The sequence below is a fragment of the Saccharopolyspora flava genome, from assembly GCF_900116135.1.
GTDB classification, from domain to species: Bacteria; Actinomycetota; Actinomycetes; order Mycobacteriales; family Pseudonocardiaceae; genus Saccharopolyspora; species Saccharopolyspora flava.
This window is the reverse complement of record NZ_FOZX01000002.1, coordinates 36,628-52,797: the sequence shown is the minus strand read 5'-3', so window position 1 is coordinate 52,797 and position 16,170 is coordinate 36,628. Positions and strand designations below refer to the sequence as shown.

General features: G+C 70.4%; 14 protein-coding genes. 10 read left to right on the top strand and 4 right to left on the bottom strand.

Translation table 11 applies throughout. The features are described from left to right. The first annotated feature begins 477 nt into the window (after nucleotides 1-477). Both BM424_RS07045 and BM424_RS07040 read left to right on the top strand, forming a co-directional pair. A complete protein-coding gene (locus tag BM424_RS07045) occupies nucleotides 478-1,266 on the top strand; it encodes a S1 family peptidase (RefSeq protein ID WP_093414793.1) in 789 nt (262 codons plus the stop codon). 213 nt (nucleotides 1,267-1,479) lie between these two features. Continuing rightward, nucleotides 1,480-2,259: an IclR family transcriptional regulator gene (locus tag BM424_RS07040; protein WP_245775671.1), complete on the top strand. Its 780-nt coding sequence runs from the start codon at nucleotides 1,480-1,482 to the stop codon at nucleotides 2,257-2,259. A gap of 211 nt (nucleotides 2,260-2,470) precedes the next feature. Here BM424_RS07040 and BM424_RS07035 read toward each other — a convergent pair whose 3' ends face one another. Further along, nucleotides 2,471-3,238, bottom strand: a complete 768-nt coding sequence (locus BM424_RS07035; protein WP_175547969.1) for a dioxygenase family protein — start codon at nucleotides 3,236-3,238, stop codon at nucleotides 2,471-2,473. Nucleotides 3,239-3,310: 72 nt separating this feature from the next. On the opposite strand from BM424_RS07035, the gene BM424_RS07030 reads away from it, so the two are divergent. From BM424_RS07030 to BM424_RS07015, 4 genes are all read left to right on the top strand, one after another. Continuing rightward, the gene (locus BM424_RS07030) at nucleotides 3,311-3,769 is read left to right on the top strand and encodes a MarR family winged helix-turn-helix transcriptional regulator (RefSeq protein ID WP_093414792.1); all 459 of its coding nucleotides are present in this window, start codon (nucleotides 3,311-3,313) and stop codon (nucleotides 3,767-3,769) included. A gap of 70 nt (nucleotides 3,770-3,839) precedes the next feature. After that, a complete protein-coding gene (locus BM424_RS07025; RefSeq protein ID WP_093414790.1) occupies nucleotides 3,840-4,703 on the top strand; it encodes a fumarylacetoacetate hydrolase family protein in 864 nt (287 codons plus the stop codon). Between the two features lie 103 nt (nucleotides 4,704-4,806). After that, nucleotides 4,807-7,602, top strand: coding sequence for a penicillin acylase family protein (locus BM424_RS07020; protein ID WP_093414789.1), 2,796 nt, complete (start codon nucleotides 4,807-4,809; stop codon nucleotides 7,600-7,602). Between the two features lie 149 nt (nucleotides 7,603-7,751). Then, on the top strand, nucleotides 7,752-8,990 hold the full coding sequence (locus BM424_RS07015) for an amidohydrolase (RefSeq protein WP_093414787.1): 1,239 nt from the start codon (nucleotides 7,752-7,754) through the stop codon (nucleotides 8,988-8,990). Nucleotides 8,991-9,115: 125 nt separating this feature from the next. On the opposite strand, the gene BM424_RS07010 is transcribed toward BM424_RS07015, so the two are convergent. Both BM424_RS07010 and BM424_RS07005 read right to left on the bottom strand, forming a co-directional pair. Next, nucleotides 9,116-10,000, bottom strand: coding sequence for a Vgb family protein (locus BM424_RS07010; protein WP_093414786.1), 885 nt, complete (start codon nucleotides 9,998-10,000; stop codon nucleotides 9,116-9,118). 59 nt (nucleotides 10,001-10,059) lie between these two features. Next, nucleotides 10,060-10,593, bottom strand: coding sequence for a TetR/AcrR family transcriptional regulator (locus tag BM424_RS07005; RefSeq protein ID WP_093414784.1), 534 nt, complete (start codon nucleotides 10,591-10,593; stop codon nucleotides 10,060-10,062). A 96-nt stretch (nucleotides 10,594-10,689) separates the two neighbouring features. Here BM424_RS07005 and BM424_RS07000 point away from each other — a divergent pair, with 96 nt between their 5' ends. Then, entirely contained in the window at nucleotides 10,690-11,553 is an 864-nt protein-coding gene (locus BM424_RS07000; RefSeq protein WP_093414783.1) for an aldo/keto reductase, read from the top strand. Between the two features lies 1 nt (nucleotide 11,554). Here BM424_RS07000 and BM424_RS06995 read toward each other — a convergent pair whose 3' ends face one another. Further along, nucleotides 11,555-12,121 (bottom strand): TetR/AcrR family transcriptional regulator, encoded by a 567-nt coding sequence (locus BM424_RS06995; RefSeq protein WP_093414781.1) that lies wholly within the window; start codon nucleotides 12,119-12,121, stop codon nucleotides 11,555-11,557. A gap of 226 nt (nucleotides 12,122-12,347) precedes the next feature. Here BM424_RS06995 and BM424_RS06990 point away from each other — a divergent pair, with 226 nt between their 5' ends. The 3 genes from BM424_RS06990 to BM424_RS06980 are packed head-to-tail and all read left to right on the top strand — an operon-like array spanning nucleotide 12,348 to nucleotide 15,960. Continuing rightward, complete coding sequence (locus BM424_RS06990) at nucleotides 12,348-12,839, top strand: (2Fe-2S)-binding protein (protein WP_093414780.1); 492 nt, start codon at nucleotides 12,348-12,350, stop codon at nucleotides 12,837-12,839. After that, nucleotides 12,839-13,801 (top strand): FAD binding domain-containing protein, encoded by a 963-nt coding sequence (locus BM424_RS06985; RefSeq protein ID WP_093414778.1) that lies wholly within the window; start codon nucleotides 12,839-12,841, stop codon nucleotides 13,799-13,801. Before BM424_RS06990 ends, BM424_RS06985 begins: the two co-directional genes overlap by 1 nt. Beyond that, a complete protein-coding gene (locus BM424_RS06980) occupies nucleotides 13,798-15,960 on the top strand; it encodes a xanthine dehydrogenase family protein molybdopterin-binding subunit (protein ID WP_093414777.1) in 2,163 nt (720 codons plus the stop codon). Before BM424_RS06985 ends, BM424_RS06980 begins: the two co-directional genes overlap by 4 nt. Nucleotides 15,961-16,170: the final 210 nt, after the last annotated feature.

Below are 16,170 nucleotides of genomic sequence, written 5' to 3'. Positions count from 1 at the left end.
TCTTTTTGGTGACCCTTCGGGTCTAAGGACGATGGTCTTGTTGCTGGGCGGTGCGGGTAGGGGAACCTGAGCGGCTCCGTGGACTCCGCGCGCCACGACTTATGTATGTCCAATACACGGCGTCGCGGCGTGCTCGCCACGAAGCCGCTCAGAACCCCCGGCGGTGCCAGTGCCTTAGGTGGGGTAGTGAGAAACCGCCTTCGGCGGTTGCCTGACGGTGTTGGTTGGGCTTGTGCTCTTGGTGCTTCTGTTGGCTTTTTCGTGGTGAGCAATTGTCGCCTTCTTGTTGATTTTTTCTGGTTGTGTGAAGGGCTGTGACCTGCGGGTTAATGGGGAAAAGCGGGAAAAAGCTTGGGTTTCGCGGTTGTTCTTCGGTTGGTTAGTGTTCGATCAAGATTGCTGCGGGGAGCCGGTTGGGGGAAGGCAGGCCTTCGGCTGGATTTCTCGTGGCATGACCTTCGGACAAGGAGATTCACGATGGTCGATGCCCCACGTCGCCTCGCCCGGTTCGCCGGTGTCGCTGCGATCGCCGTTGCCGCGCTGACCTCGGCCTCCGTCGCGCAGGCGGCGCCCGCCGACGTCAACCCGTACATCGTCGGCGGCCAGGACGCCGAGATCGCCGACCACCCGTTCGTCGTCGCGCTGACCACGCCGGACGGCCAGCAGTTCTGCGGCGGCTCGATCGTGTCGCCGACCAAGGTCCTCACCGCCGCCCACTGCACCGACGGCCAGCAGGCCGGCGACATCAAGGTCGTCAGCGGCCGCACCACCATGAGCTCCAACGAGGGCACGGTGTCGGACGTCAGCAACATCTGGATGCACCCCGAGTACACCGACGCCACCAAGGGCTTCGACGTCTCGGTGCTGACCCTCGCCGCCCCGGTGCAGGAAGCGCCCATCGAGCTCGCCACCGCCGACGACGCGGCCTACGCGCCCGACACCCAGGCCACCATCCTCGGCTGGGGCAACACCTCCGAGGGCGGCCAGCAGGCCGACCACCTGCAGATGGCTCAGCTGCCGGTCAACGCCGACGAGACCTGCTCCAAGGCGTACCCGGAGTACAGCAACGAGTCGATGGTCTGCGCCAGCGTGCCGGAAGGCGGCATCGACAGCTGCCAGGGCGACTCCGGCGGCCCGATGGTCGCCGACGGCCGCCTCATCGGCGTCGTGTCCTGGGGCCAGGGTTGCGCGCAGCCCGGCTACCCGGGCATCTACGCCCGCGTCGGCGCCTACAACGACGTGATCACCGAGCAGATCAACTCCTGACGAGCGGCCCGGCCGGGGTTGTCATCCCGCTGGCCCCGGCCGGGCCCCTCCAGGAACGCGAAGGCCGTGGACGCTCGCTCGCCGTCCACGGCCTTCCGCACGTCCGAACACCCCTCGCAGATGGAGCCGCGCGGCCGCCGCGCGCCCGCTGTACTGTTCGGTAGGTTCCGCTCCGGGTGGGGCGGGACGACGAAGAGCAGGAGGATTCGAGGGGTGACGGCGGAGAGCGCGTCCAGCCCGAACGGGCACAACCTGGTGAAATCGGCGGACCGGGCGCTGATCATTCTCGAGCTGCTCTCCCGGGGCAGGCACCGGCTCAGCGACATCGCCGAGACGCTGCGGCTCCCGCTCTCCAGCGTGCACGGCCTCCTCGGCACCCTCGTGCACCGCGGCTTCGCCGAATTCGACCCCACCACCCGCACCTACGGGCTCGGGCTCAAGGCCTGGACCGTCGGGCAGGGCTACACCGGGCACCGCGACATCGTCGGGCTCGCGCTGCCGCTGATGGAACGCCTCGCGCAGCAGACCGGCGAGACCGTGCAGCTGTCCCGGCTCGACGGCATCGAGAACGTCTACATCGCCATCGCCGAATCCCCGCAGCCGATGAAGCTCGTCTCCGCCGTCGGGATGCGGCTGCCCGCCCACTCCGTCGCCCTCGGCAAAGCGCTGCTGGCCGGGCTCGACGACGACGAGATCGCCGCCCGCTACACCGACGTCGAGCTCGAGCGCTTCACCGACCACACCATCACCGACCTCGGCGAACTCCTCGCCCAGCTCGACCAGGTCCGCCGCGACGGCTACGCCACCGACGACGAGGAGTACATCATCGGCTGCCGCTGCCTTGCCGTCCCGATCCGCGACCACGCCGGCCACGTCGTCGCCGGCATGTCCGTCTCAGCCCCCACCCCCCGCTGCGGCCCGAACTGGACCGAGGAAACCCGAACCCCCCTCACCGAAGCAGCCACAGCAATCCACCACCAACTCCGCCACTGACCCCCGCCGCGGAACCTCCCGCCGCGAAACCCCGTCGCGGAACCCCGTGTTGCGGAACGCGAGTGCCGAGTCGGGGGTTGCGGGTGTCGTGGTGCTTGGCAGGGGACAGTTTTAGCCATAATTGCCCCAGGACATATGGGACGTTCCGGGCTTTTCGGGTGGGCAATTATGGCTAAAACTGTCGTGCCTAGCGACGCTGCGAGGGAGGGCTTCAGCCGAATTGGATCGAGCGTTTGGCGAGGCCCCACCAGAAGCCGTCGATCGGGACGGACTGGGCGTCGAGGTCGTCGCCCGCCGCGCCGAGGGTGACGAACAACGGGGCGAAGTGCTCGGTGCGCGGGTGCGCCAACCGCCCGGCCGGAGCCTTGTGCTCGAAGTCCAGCAGGGCGTCGACGTCGCCCGACGACAGCGCGCGGCCGCCCCAGTCGTCGAACTCCACCGACCAGGTCGGGGTCGACGACGAGCGCAGGGCCGCGAGGTTGTGGGTGAAGAAGCCGCTGCCCACGATCAGCACGCCCTCGTCGCGCAGCGGTTGCAGTGACCGGCCCAGCCGCATCAGCGCGGTGGGCTCCAGCGTCGGCATCGAGATCTGCAGCACCGGGATGTCGGCCTCGGGGTACATCTCCTTCAGCGGCACGTAGGCGCCGTGGTCGAGACCGCGGTCGGGCACGTCGACCACCGGCGTCTCGGCGCCGCCGAGCAGCGCCCGCACCCGCTCGGCCAGGGCGGGGGCGCCCGGGGCGGCGTAGCGGACCTCGTAGTAGCGGTCCGGGAAGCCCCAGAAGTCGTAGACCAGCGGAACGGTGCTGGTCGCGCCGATGGCCAGCGGCGCTTCCTCCCAGTGCGCGGAGGTGATCAGGATCGCCGTCGGCCGGGGCAGGTCGGCCGACCAGGCGGCGAGTTCGCCGGGCCAGAGCTCGTCGTCGGCCAGCGGCGGGGCGCCGTGGCTGAGGTACAGGGCGGGCATGCGGGAGGACATCCGGCACCTCCTAGTTCGAATTCGAACCAACTCTAGCTCGTCGTTCAAATTTGAACAAGCTAAGATGGGGGCGTGACCGAACCGCGCTGGCTCGACGCCGATGAGATGGCCGCCTGGAACGCCTTCGTCGAGGCGGGCAACCTCGTGAACCGACGCGTCGAGCAGCAGCTCCGCGAGCAGGCGGGGCTCTCGCACCCGCAGTACGAGATCCTGGTCCGGCTCTCCGCCGCTCCGGGCGGCGAGATCCGGATGTCCGAGCTGGCCGACCTCGTCGTGACCTCCAAGAGCGGCCTGACGTACCAGGTCACGCAGCTGGAGAAGGCGGGCCTGGTGAGCCGCCGCACCTGCGACACCGACGACCGCGGCGTGATCGCCTGCCTGACCGACGCCGGCCGCCGCAAGCTGGAGATCACCGCGCCGGGGCACGTCGAGATCGTCCGCGAGCACCTCATCGACGTCCTCGACCGCGATCAGCTGCGCGCCCTCGCCGGTGCTCTCGAGGTGGTCACCCGCAAGCTGCGGAGCTCTTGACGCCGGTCGTCCGCGCTGATCGGATTTCGCTGACTTGAACGATCTTCGAACAGGTGAAGCGGAGTCGGTGATGAGGTTTCTGCGGCTGGGGTCGTTGTCCGAGGAGCGCCCGCACGTGCTCGACGACCGGGGTCGGCTGTTCGACTTGAGCCCGATCACCGCCGACGTCGACGGCGCGTTCCTCGCCGGTGACGGCGTCGCGCGCACTCGCGCCGCGCTGGAGGCGGGCGAGCTGCCCGCCGTCGACGACCCGGCCGACGGCACCGGGATGCGGGTGGGCGCGCCGATCGCCCGGCCGATGGCGGTGCTGTGCATCGGCCAGAACTACGCCGCCCACGCGGCCGAATCCGGTTCCGCGCCACCGGAAGTCCCGATCCTGTTCTTCAAGCACCCGAACACCGTCGTGGGTCCGCACGACGAGGTGGTGATCCCGCGCGGTGCCGAGCGGGTCGACTGGGAGGTCGAGCTCGGCGTGGTCGTCGGGCGTCGCGCGAGCTACCTCGACAGCGCCGAGCAGGCCCTGTCGCACGTGGCCGGTTACGTGCTGGCCGACGATGTCTCCGAGCGCGCGTTCCAGAAGGAGCAGTCCGGCGGCCAGTGGTCGAAGGGCAAGTGCGCGCCGACGTTCAACCCGGTCGGCCCGTGGTTCGTGCCCGCCGACGAGGTCGGCGACCCGCAGGCGTTGCGGCTGCGCAGCTGGGTCAACGGCGAGCCGCGGCAGGATTCCGCGACCGCCGACATGATCTTCGGCGTCGGTGAGATCGTCCGCCACCTCTCGCAGTACCTGACGCTGGAACCGGGGGATCTGGTGATCACCGGAACGCCGGAGGGCGTGGCGATGTCGGGCCGGTTCCCGTTCCTGGCGCCGGGCGACGTGGTGGAGATGGAGATCGAGGGGCTGGGGCGTCAGCGCAACGTCGTGACCTCCGCCTGAGGTTGCGCCGTTCGGATCAAACCTAATGTGAATATCTTTCTATTTAACGTCGGGGTAGCTAGCGTGCCGATGCCGGAGTGATCCGCAGCGGAAAGGTCTTGGCATGGCGCGACGTTCACTGGTCACCGCCCTCGTGGCGGCCATCGCGGGGTCCCTGCTCATCGCGCCCGGGGCCGACGCCCAGGACGTCGCGACGCCGGAGGACTACTGCCGCGGCCAGTGTCACGACATCCTCCCGCCGGGTCAGAACGGCAACGCCACCTTCGCCGAACTGGTCTCGCACATGCTGCTGGGCACCCGCCCGAAGCACTCCGACGACCAGCTCGGCAAGTACGACTCCCTGGCGGGCGGGTACGCCAAGCTCACCACCGACACCGTCCAGCGGTTCTTCAACGACCACTCCTTCGGCGTGAAACCCGAGGACGTCGAGCGCACCTACCGGCCGCGCGCCGACGTCACCGTCGTCCGCGACAAGACCGCGGGCATCCCGCACGTCTACGGCGACACCCGCTCCGGCACCACCTTCGGCGCCGGGTTCACCACCGCCGAGGACAAGCTGTTCCTGATGGACGCGCTGCGCCACGCCGGACGCGGCGAGGTCAGCTCGTTCGCCGGCGGCGCGCCCGCCAACCGGCAGCTGGAGCAGAGCTTCTTCTCCGTCGCGCCCTACACCGAGCAGGAGCTGCAGGACCAGATCGACCAGGTCGCCGCCCAGGGCGAGCGCGGCCGGATCGCGTTGCAGGACGCGCAGTCCTACGTCGACGGCATCAACGCCTACATCCAGCAGGCCCACCGGGGCCGCTACTTCCCCGGCGAGTACGTCGCCACCGGTCACGTCGACCCGATCACCAACCAGGGCACCATCGAGCCGTTCAAGCTCACCGATCTCGTGGTGCTCGCCTCGCTGGTCGGCGCCCAGTTCGGCGGGGGCGGTGGGGGAGAGGTGCAGAACGCCGTCGCCCGCATGGCGCTGCACGAGCGCTTCGGACCCGAGCAGGGCGAGCGGATCTGGGCGACCTTCCGCGCCGAGAACGACCCGGAAGCCATCAGCACCATCCACGACGGGCACTCGTTCCCCTACGGCAACGCCCCGGCGAACCCGACCGGCGTCGCCCTGCCCGACCCCGGTTCGGTGCGCGAGCAGCCGCTGATCTTCGACCCGACCGGCTCGGCCGCCCAGCCCGACGAACCGCCGTCGCGCCCGGTCGTGGACCCGCAGGACCCGCTGCGCGGCATGTTCGACAACGGCGTCCTGCCCGCCGACATGGCCGAGCGGCGCGGCATGTCCAACGCGCTGGTGGTCTCCGGCGAGCACACCGAGAGCGGTCACCCGGTCGCCGTGTTCGGCCCGCAGACCGGCTACTTCTCGCCGCAGCTGCTCACCCTGCAGGAACTCCAGGGTCCCGGGATCTCCTCGAAGGGCGCCTCGTTCGCGGGCCTGAGCTTCTACACGCTGCTCGGCCGCGGCCAGGACTACGCGTGGAGCGCCACGACGGCCTCCCAGGACATGATCGACACCTACGCGGTCGAGCTGTGCTCGCCCGACGGCGGGCCGGTCACGACGGAGTCGAACTCCTACCTGTTCCGCGGCGAGTGCCTGCCGATGCAGACGGTCGAGCGCCGCAACGCCTGGAAGCCGAACCTCGGCGACGACACCCCGGAGGGCTCCTACCGGCTGGTGTCGTTCCGGACCCGCTACGGGCCGGTGACCCATCGGGCCACTGTGGACGGAAAGCCGGTCGCCTACACCACCGCGCGCTCCACGTTCCTGCACGAGGTCGACTCGATCATCGGGTTCCAGCAGTTCAACGACCCGTCGGCGGTGCGGTCGGCGCGGGACTTCCAGCGCGCCGCGCACGACATCAACTACACGTTCAACTGGTTCTACGCCGATTCCCGCGACACCGCGTACTTCAACTCCGGCGCGAACGTGGTGCGGCAGCCCGACGTCGACCCGAGCATGCCGATCGTCGCCGACGGCGCCCACGACTGGCCGGGCTGGGACCCGGAGACCAACACCGCGACGTACCAGACCTTCGCCCAGCACCCGAACTCCCTCAACCAGGACTACTACATCAGCTGGAACAACAAGCAGGCCCCGGGAACCGCGGGCGACCGGGCGGAGAAGAGCGCGGTGCAGCGCGGCGACCTGCTTGACAGGCGGGTCCGCGAGCAGATCGAGTCCGGTGACGAGTTCAGCCGCGCCGAGCTGGTGCGGGCGATGGCCGACGCCGGGGTCACCGACCTGCGCGCCGAACGCCTCCTCCCGGACCTGCTGCGCGTCATCGGCGAACCCGACGAACGCACGAAACCGCTGGTCGACGAGCTGCGCGCGTGGCTGGCCGACGGAGGCAAGCGCGTCGAAACCGAGCCGGGCAGCAAGCACTACGCCCACGCCGAGGCCATCGAGCTGTTCGACGCGTGGTGGCCGCTGCTGGTCCGCGGCGAGTTCGAACCCGCCGTCGGCCCGGACGCCTACCGGGCGATGACCGCGATGATGCAGATCAACGAATCCCCGTCCGGCTGGCAGAACGGCGAACCCGGCCTGCACGTCGGCCAGGGGCACCAGGGCTCGTCGTTCCAGTTCGGCTGGTACGGCCCGGTGTCCAAGGACATCCGCGCCGTGCTCGGCGAGAACGTCCCCGGCGGCTTCGGCACCCCGCTGTGCGGCGGCGGCGATCCGGCCGCGTGCCGGCAGGTGCTGCTGGACACCCTCGCCCAGGCCGCCCAGGTCCCGTCCGACGAGACCTACCCGGGCGACGTCGACTGCGACCCCGGCGACCAGTGGTGCGCCGACGCCATCGCGCACAACAAGGTCGGCGGCATCCAGCAGGACCCGATCTCCTGGCAGAACCGCCCCACCTACCAACAGGTGATCGAGTTCCCCGAGCATCGCTAGGGGCCGTCGACGGGGTAGCACGGCGCGATCAGCAAGGAGGATCTGAAGTGGGCCTCCGGGAAGCCGTTCGGAGAGGTGTGCTCGTAGCGCTGGCGGCCCCCGGAGGGGTCGGCGGACGATCGGGTCGACGACGCTGAGCGGAGGCTGTGATGGATTTCCGGCGGTGGGACGACATCCGCGAGGACCTGACCGCGCTGTACCGGGACCTGCACGCGCACCCGGAGCTGTCGTTCCAGGAGCACCGGACCGCTGCCGAGGTCGCGCGGCGGCTCGGTGAGCTGGGGCTGGAGGTCACCACCGGGGTCGGCGGGACCGGTGTGGTGGGTGTGCTGCGCAACGGTGCCGGGCCGACGGTGCTGCTGCGCGCCGACTTCGACGCGCTGCCGGTGGAGGAGCGCACCGGGCTGGACTACGCGAGCACCGAGCGGGCCACCGCCTCCGACGGCTCCGACGTGCCGGTAATGCACGCCTGCGGCCACGACATGCACGTGACCTGCCTGATCGGGGCGCTGGACCTGCTGGTCTCCGCGCGGGCGAGCTGGTCGGGGACGGTGCTGGCGGTGTTCCAGCCCGCCGAGGAGATCGGGGCCGGGGCGCGGGCGATGCTCGACGACGGCCTGCTGGAGCGCTTCCCGCGCCCGGACGTGTGCCTGGGACAGCACGTGTTCCCGTTCCAGAGCGGTTTCGTGGGGATGATGCGCGGGCCCAGCATGTCGGCCGCGGACAGCCTGAAGATCACGATGTTCGGGCGCGGCGGGCACGGCTCGCAGCCGCAGAACGCGGTGGACCCGGTGGTGATGGCCTCGGCGACGGTGCTGCGGCTGCAGACCGTGGTGTCCCGCGAGGTCGCCGGCGACGACACCGCGGTGGTCACGGTCGGCTCGATCCGCGCGGGCACCCAGGGCAACATCATCCCGGACCGGGCGGAGCTGCTGGTCAACGTCCGCTCGTTCGACGAGCGTGTCCGCGAGCGGGTCCTGGCCGCCATCCGCCGCATCGTCCGGGCCGAGGCCGTGGCCTCCGGTGCGGACCGGGAACCCGAGTTCGAGCAGCTGAACCGGTTCCCGCTGCTGGTCAACGATCCCGACGCCACCGACCGCACGGCTTCGGCCCTGCGCGCCGCGCTGGGCGAGCACGCGGTGCTCGACCTGCCGCCGGCGATGGCCAGCGAAGACGTCGGTCTCTTCGGCACCGAGGCCGGGGTTCCGACCTGCTACTGGTTCTTCGGCGGCACCGACCCCGGCCGCTTCCAGAAGGCCCTCGCCGAGGACTCGGTCGCCCGGAGCATCCCGGCCAACCACTCCCCGCACTTCGCCCCGGAGATCGAACCCACCCTCACCACGGGCGTCAAAGCCCTCGTCACAGCCACCCTCACCTGGCTCACCTGACCCCAGCGCCGCACTTCGGGTTTCGGGTTCCAGGCTTCGGGTTCCGTTGTGGACGTTCGTCACCAGGGGACAGTTTTAGTGAGAACTGTCCGGACATTTCGGGCACCGAAGGGCGACAGTTATGGCTAAAACTGCCCTCTGCCGAGCATCGCCCAAGCCAGGGACCCGGATTCCAGGGCGACCCACAACCTCCCGTCGGGCGCCGCGGCGAGACCGTGGGGTTCGGAGCGCGCGTGGGGGAGCGGGTGCGTCTCGACGTCGCCGGACGGGGTGATGCGGCCGACGCGACCGGCGGCCCACTCGGTGAACCAGCAGCAACCGTCCGAGGTCGCGATGATCGCGTGCGGCCGGGCCTCGCGGTCCGGCAGCGGGTGCTCCACGATGTCACCCTCAGGAGTGATACGGCCTATCTGACCTGCACCGATCTCGACGAACCAGAGGGAGTCGCCGGTGCTGGTGATGCCGACCGGCGCCGCGCCCGGGGTCGGCAGCGGGAACGTGCGCACCCCGCCGTCGAGGTCGATCCGCCCGATCGCGTTGGCCCGGTTGAGCGTGAACCACAGCGCGCCGTCGGGACCGCCGGTGATCATCGACGGGAATCCGCCCGGCGTCGGCAGGTCGAACTCGGTGATGGCGCCGTCGACGGTGATTCGCCCGATCCGGTCGGTGTTCATCGCCGTGAACCACAGCGCCGAATCGGGGCCGACCGCCAGCCCGTACGGGTGGGCGCCGGGAACGCCGAAGCACCGCACCGACCCGTCGAGCCCCACGCGCCCGATCGCGTTTCCCTGGTAGAGGCTGCACCACATCGCCTCGTCGGGGCCGGCCACGATCACGGTCGGTCGGCAGTCCGCGGGGCCCACCGGGACGTCCTGGAAGTCCCCGTCAGCCCCCAGCCGCCCGACGCGCCCGCGGTGCACCTGCGTGCACCACACGTCGCCGTCGGGATCGACGGCCACGCCGTAAGGCCCGCACCCGGCCTCGCCGACCGCCACCTCGGTGAACTCCACTCCGGCAGAGTCCTCCCCGAACCCGTTCCCGGCAACCGATTTTCGGCTCCAGCACGCGATCAGGGGCGGAGGCCGTCCATCAGGAGGTCGAGGAGGCGGCTGGTCTGCTCGGGCCGGTCCGGGCCGGTGGAGCTGTAGATGCCGATGATGCCGACGACGACGTCCTCGGGCTCGACGTCGTCGCGCAGGACGCCCTCGGCCGCGCCCGCGTCCAGGACGGCTCCGGCTGCCTCGGCGAGCTCGGCCCGCTTCTCCGACAGCGTCGTCGCCGTGATGAGCGCGCGCAGCGCCTCGGCCATCCCGCGCTTGGCCGCGACGTACTCGCCGAAGCGGTCCATCCACGCGCGCAGCGCGGCGTCGGGCGGCAGCGCAGCCAGGAGCTCGGCGGCGTTGTCGCGCAGCGCGGTGAACTCGGTCCGGTAGACGGCTTCGGCCAGCGCCTCCCGGGTGGGGAAGTGCCGGTACAGCGTGCCGATGCCCACGCCCGCGGCGCGGGCGACGTAGTCCATCGAGACCTTCTGCTCGCCGGAGGTGAAGGCCTCCCGGGCGACCGTGATCAGGCGTTCCCGGTTCTGTCGCGCGTCCGAGCGCATTTCCCTCTCGCTAATCGGAGGATCCTCCGTTTCTCTGCTAGCCTGGGTGAAGCGGAGGATCCTCCGCCTGTCCCTCCACTATGACAGGAGCGCGCCATGAGCACCTACAGCGATCTCGCCGGACGGCGCGTCGCGCGCGTCGGGTTCGGCGCCATGCAGCTGCCCGGCCGGGACCGCGACGCCGCGATCGCGGTGCTGCGCCGCGCCGTCGAGTCCGGCGTCAACCACATCGACACCGCGCACTTCTACGGTCCGGGCGAGGCGAACGCGCTGATCCGCGAGGCCTTGAGCCCCTACCCGGACGATCTGGTGCTGGTCAGCAAGGTCGGCGCCGAGCACGCGTCGGGGGGTGAGATCGACTTGGCCGTGGCCCAGCGCCCGGAGCAGCTGCGCGCCGGCGTCGAGGCCAACCTCGCCCAGCTCGGCGTCGACCGGATCCCGGTGATCAACCTGCGCCGGTGCGACGCCCCACCGGGTCTGGTCGCCGAGGGTGACCAGGTCGTCGACCTCGACGACCAGCTGGCCGTGCTCTCCGCGCTGCGCGACGAGGGCAAGATCGGCGCGATCGGCCTCAGCGGCGTGTTCGCGGAGCAGCTGGAGCGGGCGCTGCCGGTCGGGATCGCCTGCGTGCAGAACTACCACAACGTCCTGGACCGCACGTCCGAACCGGTCCTCGACCTCTGCCGCGAGCACGGCATCGCGTGGGTGCCGTTCTTCCCGCTCGGATCGGCGTTCCCCGAAGCACCGCAGGTCACCGAGAACCCGGTCGTGAAGCGGATCGCCGACGAATCCGGCGCCACCCCGGCCCAGATCGGGCTGGCGTGGGAGCTCGCCCACTACGACAACACCCTGCTCATCCCGGGAACCGCCAACCCGGACCACCTCATCGAGAACATCGCCGCCGCCGACGTGCGCCTCGACCCACGGGCGAAGTCCGAATTGGACGCCCTCGCAGGCTGATTCAGGCGCTCATGCCGCGCCAGAGGAGGTCGAGGAGGTCGCCGGTCTCGGAGCGCCAGTCGCTCTTGGGGTCGAGGTAGAGCAGGCCGCCGAGGCCGCGCATCACCGTCTCCGGGTTGAGGTCCGGGCGGAGGTTGCCCGCCTCGGTGTTGGCGCGCAGCAGCGCGCTGAGCGCCGCGACCAGCGTCTCGTGGGCGTTGACCGGCAGTTCGGCGGGGGAGGACGAGGCGGCGCTGAGCGCCTTGGCCAGGCCGCGCTTGGTCATCATGTAGTGCGCCAGGTGGTCGGTGACCCAGGTGCGGAACGCCTTCTCCGGGTCGTGCCGCTCCAGCAGCTCCGGGACGACCTCGCCGAGGTGCTCCAGCTCGCGCTGGTAGACGGCGATGATCAGCGACTCCGGGGTGGGGAAGTGCCGGTACACGGTGCCGACGCCGACGCCCGCCTGCTTGGCGATGTGGTTGAACGAGACACGTTCGGTGCAGGCCAGCGACTGCGCGGCGGCGTTGAGGATAGCCTCGTGGTTGCGCCGGGTGTCCGCGCGGCGCGGGTTCACCGAGCCCGTCGTCATCGTCCCTCCCCGGTCGGCTACCTGGTCGTAACCCGAAATGTAATGCACCGCTCGCCGAACCTGGGCAACCTTGAGGGTGAGAACACTCGTTGCGAAGCGGATAAAAATCCGGTAGCTTCGGTTCCACCTGAAGCGGATGACTATCCGTTCAGGGTCGAGTCTAGCTCCCACCACCACGAGCATTCCGCCCTCCGCGTTACGGCGGACGGGGCGGGGAAGAGATTCTGTGGACCTCTCACTGGAAATCAACGGCAGGACCGAAGAGCTCAGCGTCGATCCCGGCGTGACCCTGCTCGACGCGCTGCGCGAGAAGCTCGACGTGACCGGCCCCAAGAAGGGCTGCGACCGGGGCCAGTGCGGTGCGTGCACCGTGCACGTCGACGGCCGGCCCGTCCTGTCCTGCCTCACCCTGGCGGCCACCGTGCAGAAGCCGGTGACCACCGTCGAAGGGCTCGCCGACGACGAGTCGCTGCACCCGGTGCAGCGCGCGTTCCTCGACCAGGACGCGCTGCAGTGCGGTTTCTGCACCTCCGGACAGATCATGTCGGCCGTCGCGGCGGTCGAGCAGGACGTCGAGGACGTCCGCGAGTTCATGTCCGGCAACATCTGCCGCTGCTCGGCCTACCCCAACATCGTCGCGGCCGTCGAGCAGGCCCGAGGTTCCGAGCAGGCCCAGGGCTCCGCGAAGGCCCGGGGCGAGAAGACGAGGCAGGGCTGATGCGCACCTTCGAACTCACCGCACCCACCACGATCGACGAGGCCCTCGGCGACACCGGCACGTTCCTGGCCGGCGGCACCACCCTCGTCGACCTCATGAAGCTCGACGTGCTCACCCCGCAGCGGGTGCAGAACATCAACGGCCTGCCGCTGCGCGGGATCGACACCTCCGACGGCCTCCGCATCGGTGCGCTGGAGCGGATGAGCGACGTCGCGGCGGCTCCCGGTGTGTACCCGGCGATCTCGCGCGCGCTGCTGCAGAGCGCTTCGCAGCAGCTGCGCAACATGGCCAGCATCGGCGGCAACCTGATGCAGCGCACCCGCTGCGGCTACTTCCGCGACGTCGACATGCCCTGCAACCGGCGCGACCCGGGCAGCGGCTGCCCGGCGATCGAGGGCGCCAACCGGATGCACGCGATCCTGGGCACCAGCGACGCGTGCGCGGCAACCCACGCCAGCGACCTCGCGGTCGCGCTGGTCGCCCTCGACGCCGAGGTCCGCCTGGTCAGCGCCGAAGGCGAGCGCACCGTCAAGCTGGCCGACTTCTACATGCAGCCGGGCCAGACCCCGGAGGCCGAGCACGACCTGCGCGAGGGCGAGCTCATCGGCGAGGTCGTCGTGCCGAAGCTGGACTGGGCCGCGAACTCGACCTACGTCAAGGTCCGCGACCGGCAGTCCTACGAGTTCGCGCTGACCTCGGCCGCGGTGGCGCTGGACGTGCGCGACGGCGTGATCGCCGACGCCCGCGTCGCGGCGGGCGGCGTGGCGACGGTGCCGTGGAAGCTCGGCGTCGTCGAGGACGTGCTGCGCGGCAAGCCCGCCACCCAGGAGACGTTCGAAGCCGCCGCGGCGCTCGCCGCCGAAGGCGCGAAGCCGTTGTCCGGCAACGCTTTCAAGGTGTCCCTGCTGAAGCGGACGATCGTCCGCGCCCTGCTCGAAACCACCGAAGGGATGCAGCTGTGACCGCTCGGCTGGACGGCCCGCTGAAAGTCACCGGCCAGGCCAAGTACGGGGCCGACAACAACGTTCCCGGCACGGTCTACGGCTACCTCGTGCTCAGCACGATCGCCCACGGCGAGATCGAGAGCATGGACGTCACCGAGGCCAAGAGCGCCCCGGGCGTGCTCGCCGTGTACACGCCGTTCGACTCGCTGAAGCTGAGCACGCCCACCTCGATGCTCGGCGAGACGTGGGTTCCGCTGCAGGACCGCGAGGTCACCTACTACGGCCAGCCGATCGGCTTCGTCGTGGCGGAGACCTTCGAGCAGGCCCGCGACGCGGCGGCCCTGGTACGCACCGCCTACCGGGCCCGGCCCGCCAAGACCTCCTTCGAGGCCGGGCTGGCCGAGGCCGAGCGCGCGCCGGACCGCGAGGACCTGGAGATCCTCGACGAGGAGGCCGGCATGTCCTCCATCGCCGAGGCCTTCGAGGCGAGCGCCGTCGTCGTCGACAACACCTACTCGACCGCGACCCAGAACCACGCCGCGATGGAGCCGCACTCGGCCGTCGCGGTGTGGGAGGGCGAGGAGCTCACGCTCTACACCCCCAACCAGGGATCGCACCTGCTGGCCGCCGACATCGCGGCCGCGCTGGAGGTCGAGGCCTCGCAGGTGCACGTCGTGAACCCGTACGTGGGCGGCGCTTTCGGCGGCAAGGGCAGGACCTCCACGCCGGCGTTCCTGGCCGCGGCGGCCGGCCGCGCGCTGGGGCGCCCGGTCAAGACGACCCTGACCCGCGAGCAGGTGTTCACCGCGACCGCGGGTCGCGCCGCCACGCAGCAGAAGGTGGCGCTGGGCGCCGACCGCGAGGGCAACCTGATCGCGGTCCGGCACGACTCGTGGTGCACCACCGACGCGGCGCGCTCGTTCGTCGAGCCGACCTCGCACGGCACCTCGCTGGAGTGGTACGCGACGCCGAACCTCGCGGTGTCGCAGCGGATCGTGCCGCTGAACATCCCGCCGACGACGTTCATGCGCGCCCCCGGTGAGGCGCCGGGCTCGTTCGCGCTGGAGAGCGCGATCGACGAGCTCGCCGTCGAGCTGGGCATGGACCCGATCGAGCTGCGCAAGCGCAACAACTCCACCGCGCCGCCCGGCAAGGACCTGCAGTGGTCCAGCAAGCACCTCGACGAGTGCTTCGACGTCGGTGCGCAGCGCTTCGGCTGGGCCAACCGCACCCCGCAGGGGCGCACCGAGGGCGACTGGCAGGTCGGGATGGGCGTGGCGGTGGCCATGTTCCCGGCGCTGCGGTTCCCGGCCACGGTCGGCATCACGCTGCGGGCCGACGAGACGGCCGTGGTGGCCACCGCCGGTGCCGACCCGGGCACGGGTCTGCTGACGGTGATGCGCCACATCGGCGCGGAGTCGCTGGACCTGCCGGAGGAGCGGATCACCCCGCAGCTGGGCGATTCCTCGCTGCCGCCGGGCGGGCTGTCGGGCGGTTCGACGGCGACGGCCAGCGTCGGCACGGCGATCCAGCTCGCGGGCACCGCCGCGGTCGACGAGCTCACCGCGCTGGCCTCCGGTCCCGGGGCTCCGTTCGAGGGCAAGGACGTCACCTACGCCCACGGCGAGCTGTTCGCCGACGGCGAGACGATCACCTTCGGCGAGCTGCTGCGGGCGCTGGGCCGCGACTCGGTGTCGGTGACCGGCACCTCGGCGCCGGGCGAGGAGCTGACCAAGCACTCCTTCAGCTCGTTCGGCGCGCAGTTCGTCGAGGTCAAGGTGCACAAGTGGACGCGGGAGGCCCGGGTGTCGCGGATGCTCGGCGTGTTCGACTGCGGCCGGATCATCAACGAGAAGCTGGCCACCAGCCAGCTGCAGGGCGGCATGATCTGGGGCATCTCGGCGGCGCTGCACGAGGCCATGGAGGTCGAGGACAGCGGCCGGCTCTCCAACGGCGACTTCGCGAGCTACCTGGTGCCGGTCAACGCCGACATCCCCGAGGTCGACGTGGAGTTCGTGAAGTACCCGGACACGCTGCACAACTCGGTGGGCGCCAAGGGGCTCGGCGAGATCGGCACGGTCGGCGTCGCCGCCGCGGTCGCGAACGCGGTCCACAACGCCACCGGCATCCGGGTCCGCCACATCCCGATCACCATCGAAGACCTCCTGGTGGACTGAGGTCGTCTCCGCGAGCAGAACCCATCACCGAGCGGCCCCGGGGAACCCCTCCGGGGCCGCTTCGCGGTCGTGGGGTGCGTCCGTCACCAGTGGACAGTTTTAGCCATAATTGACCGGGCAAAACGGACATTGATCATGGGTGATTATGGCTAAAACTGTCCGTTGCCCAGGGGTTCTCACCCGGACGCGCGTCATGATCACTCGACCGGC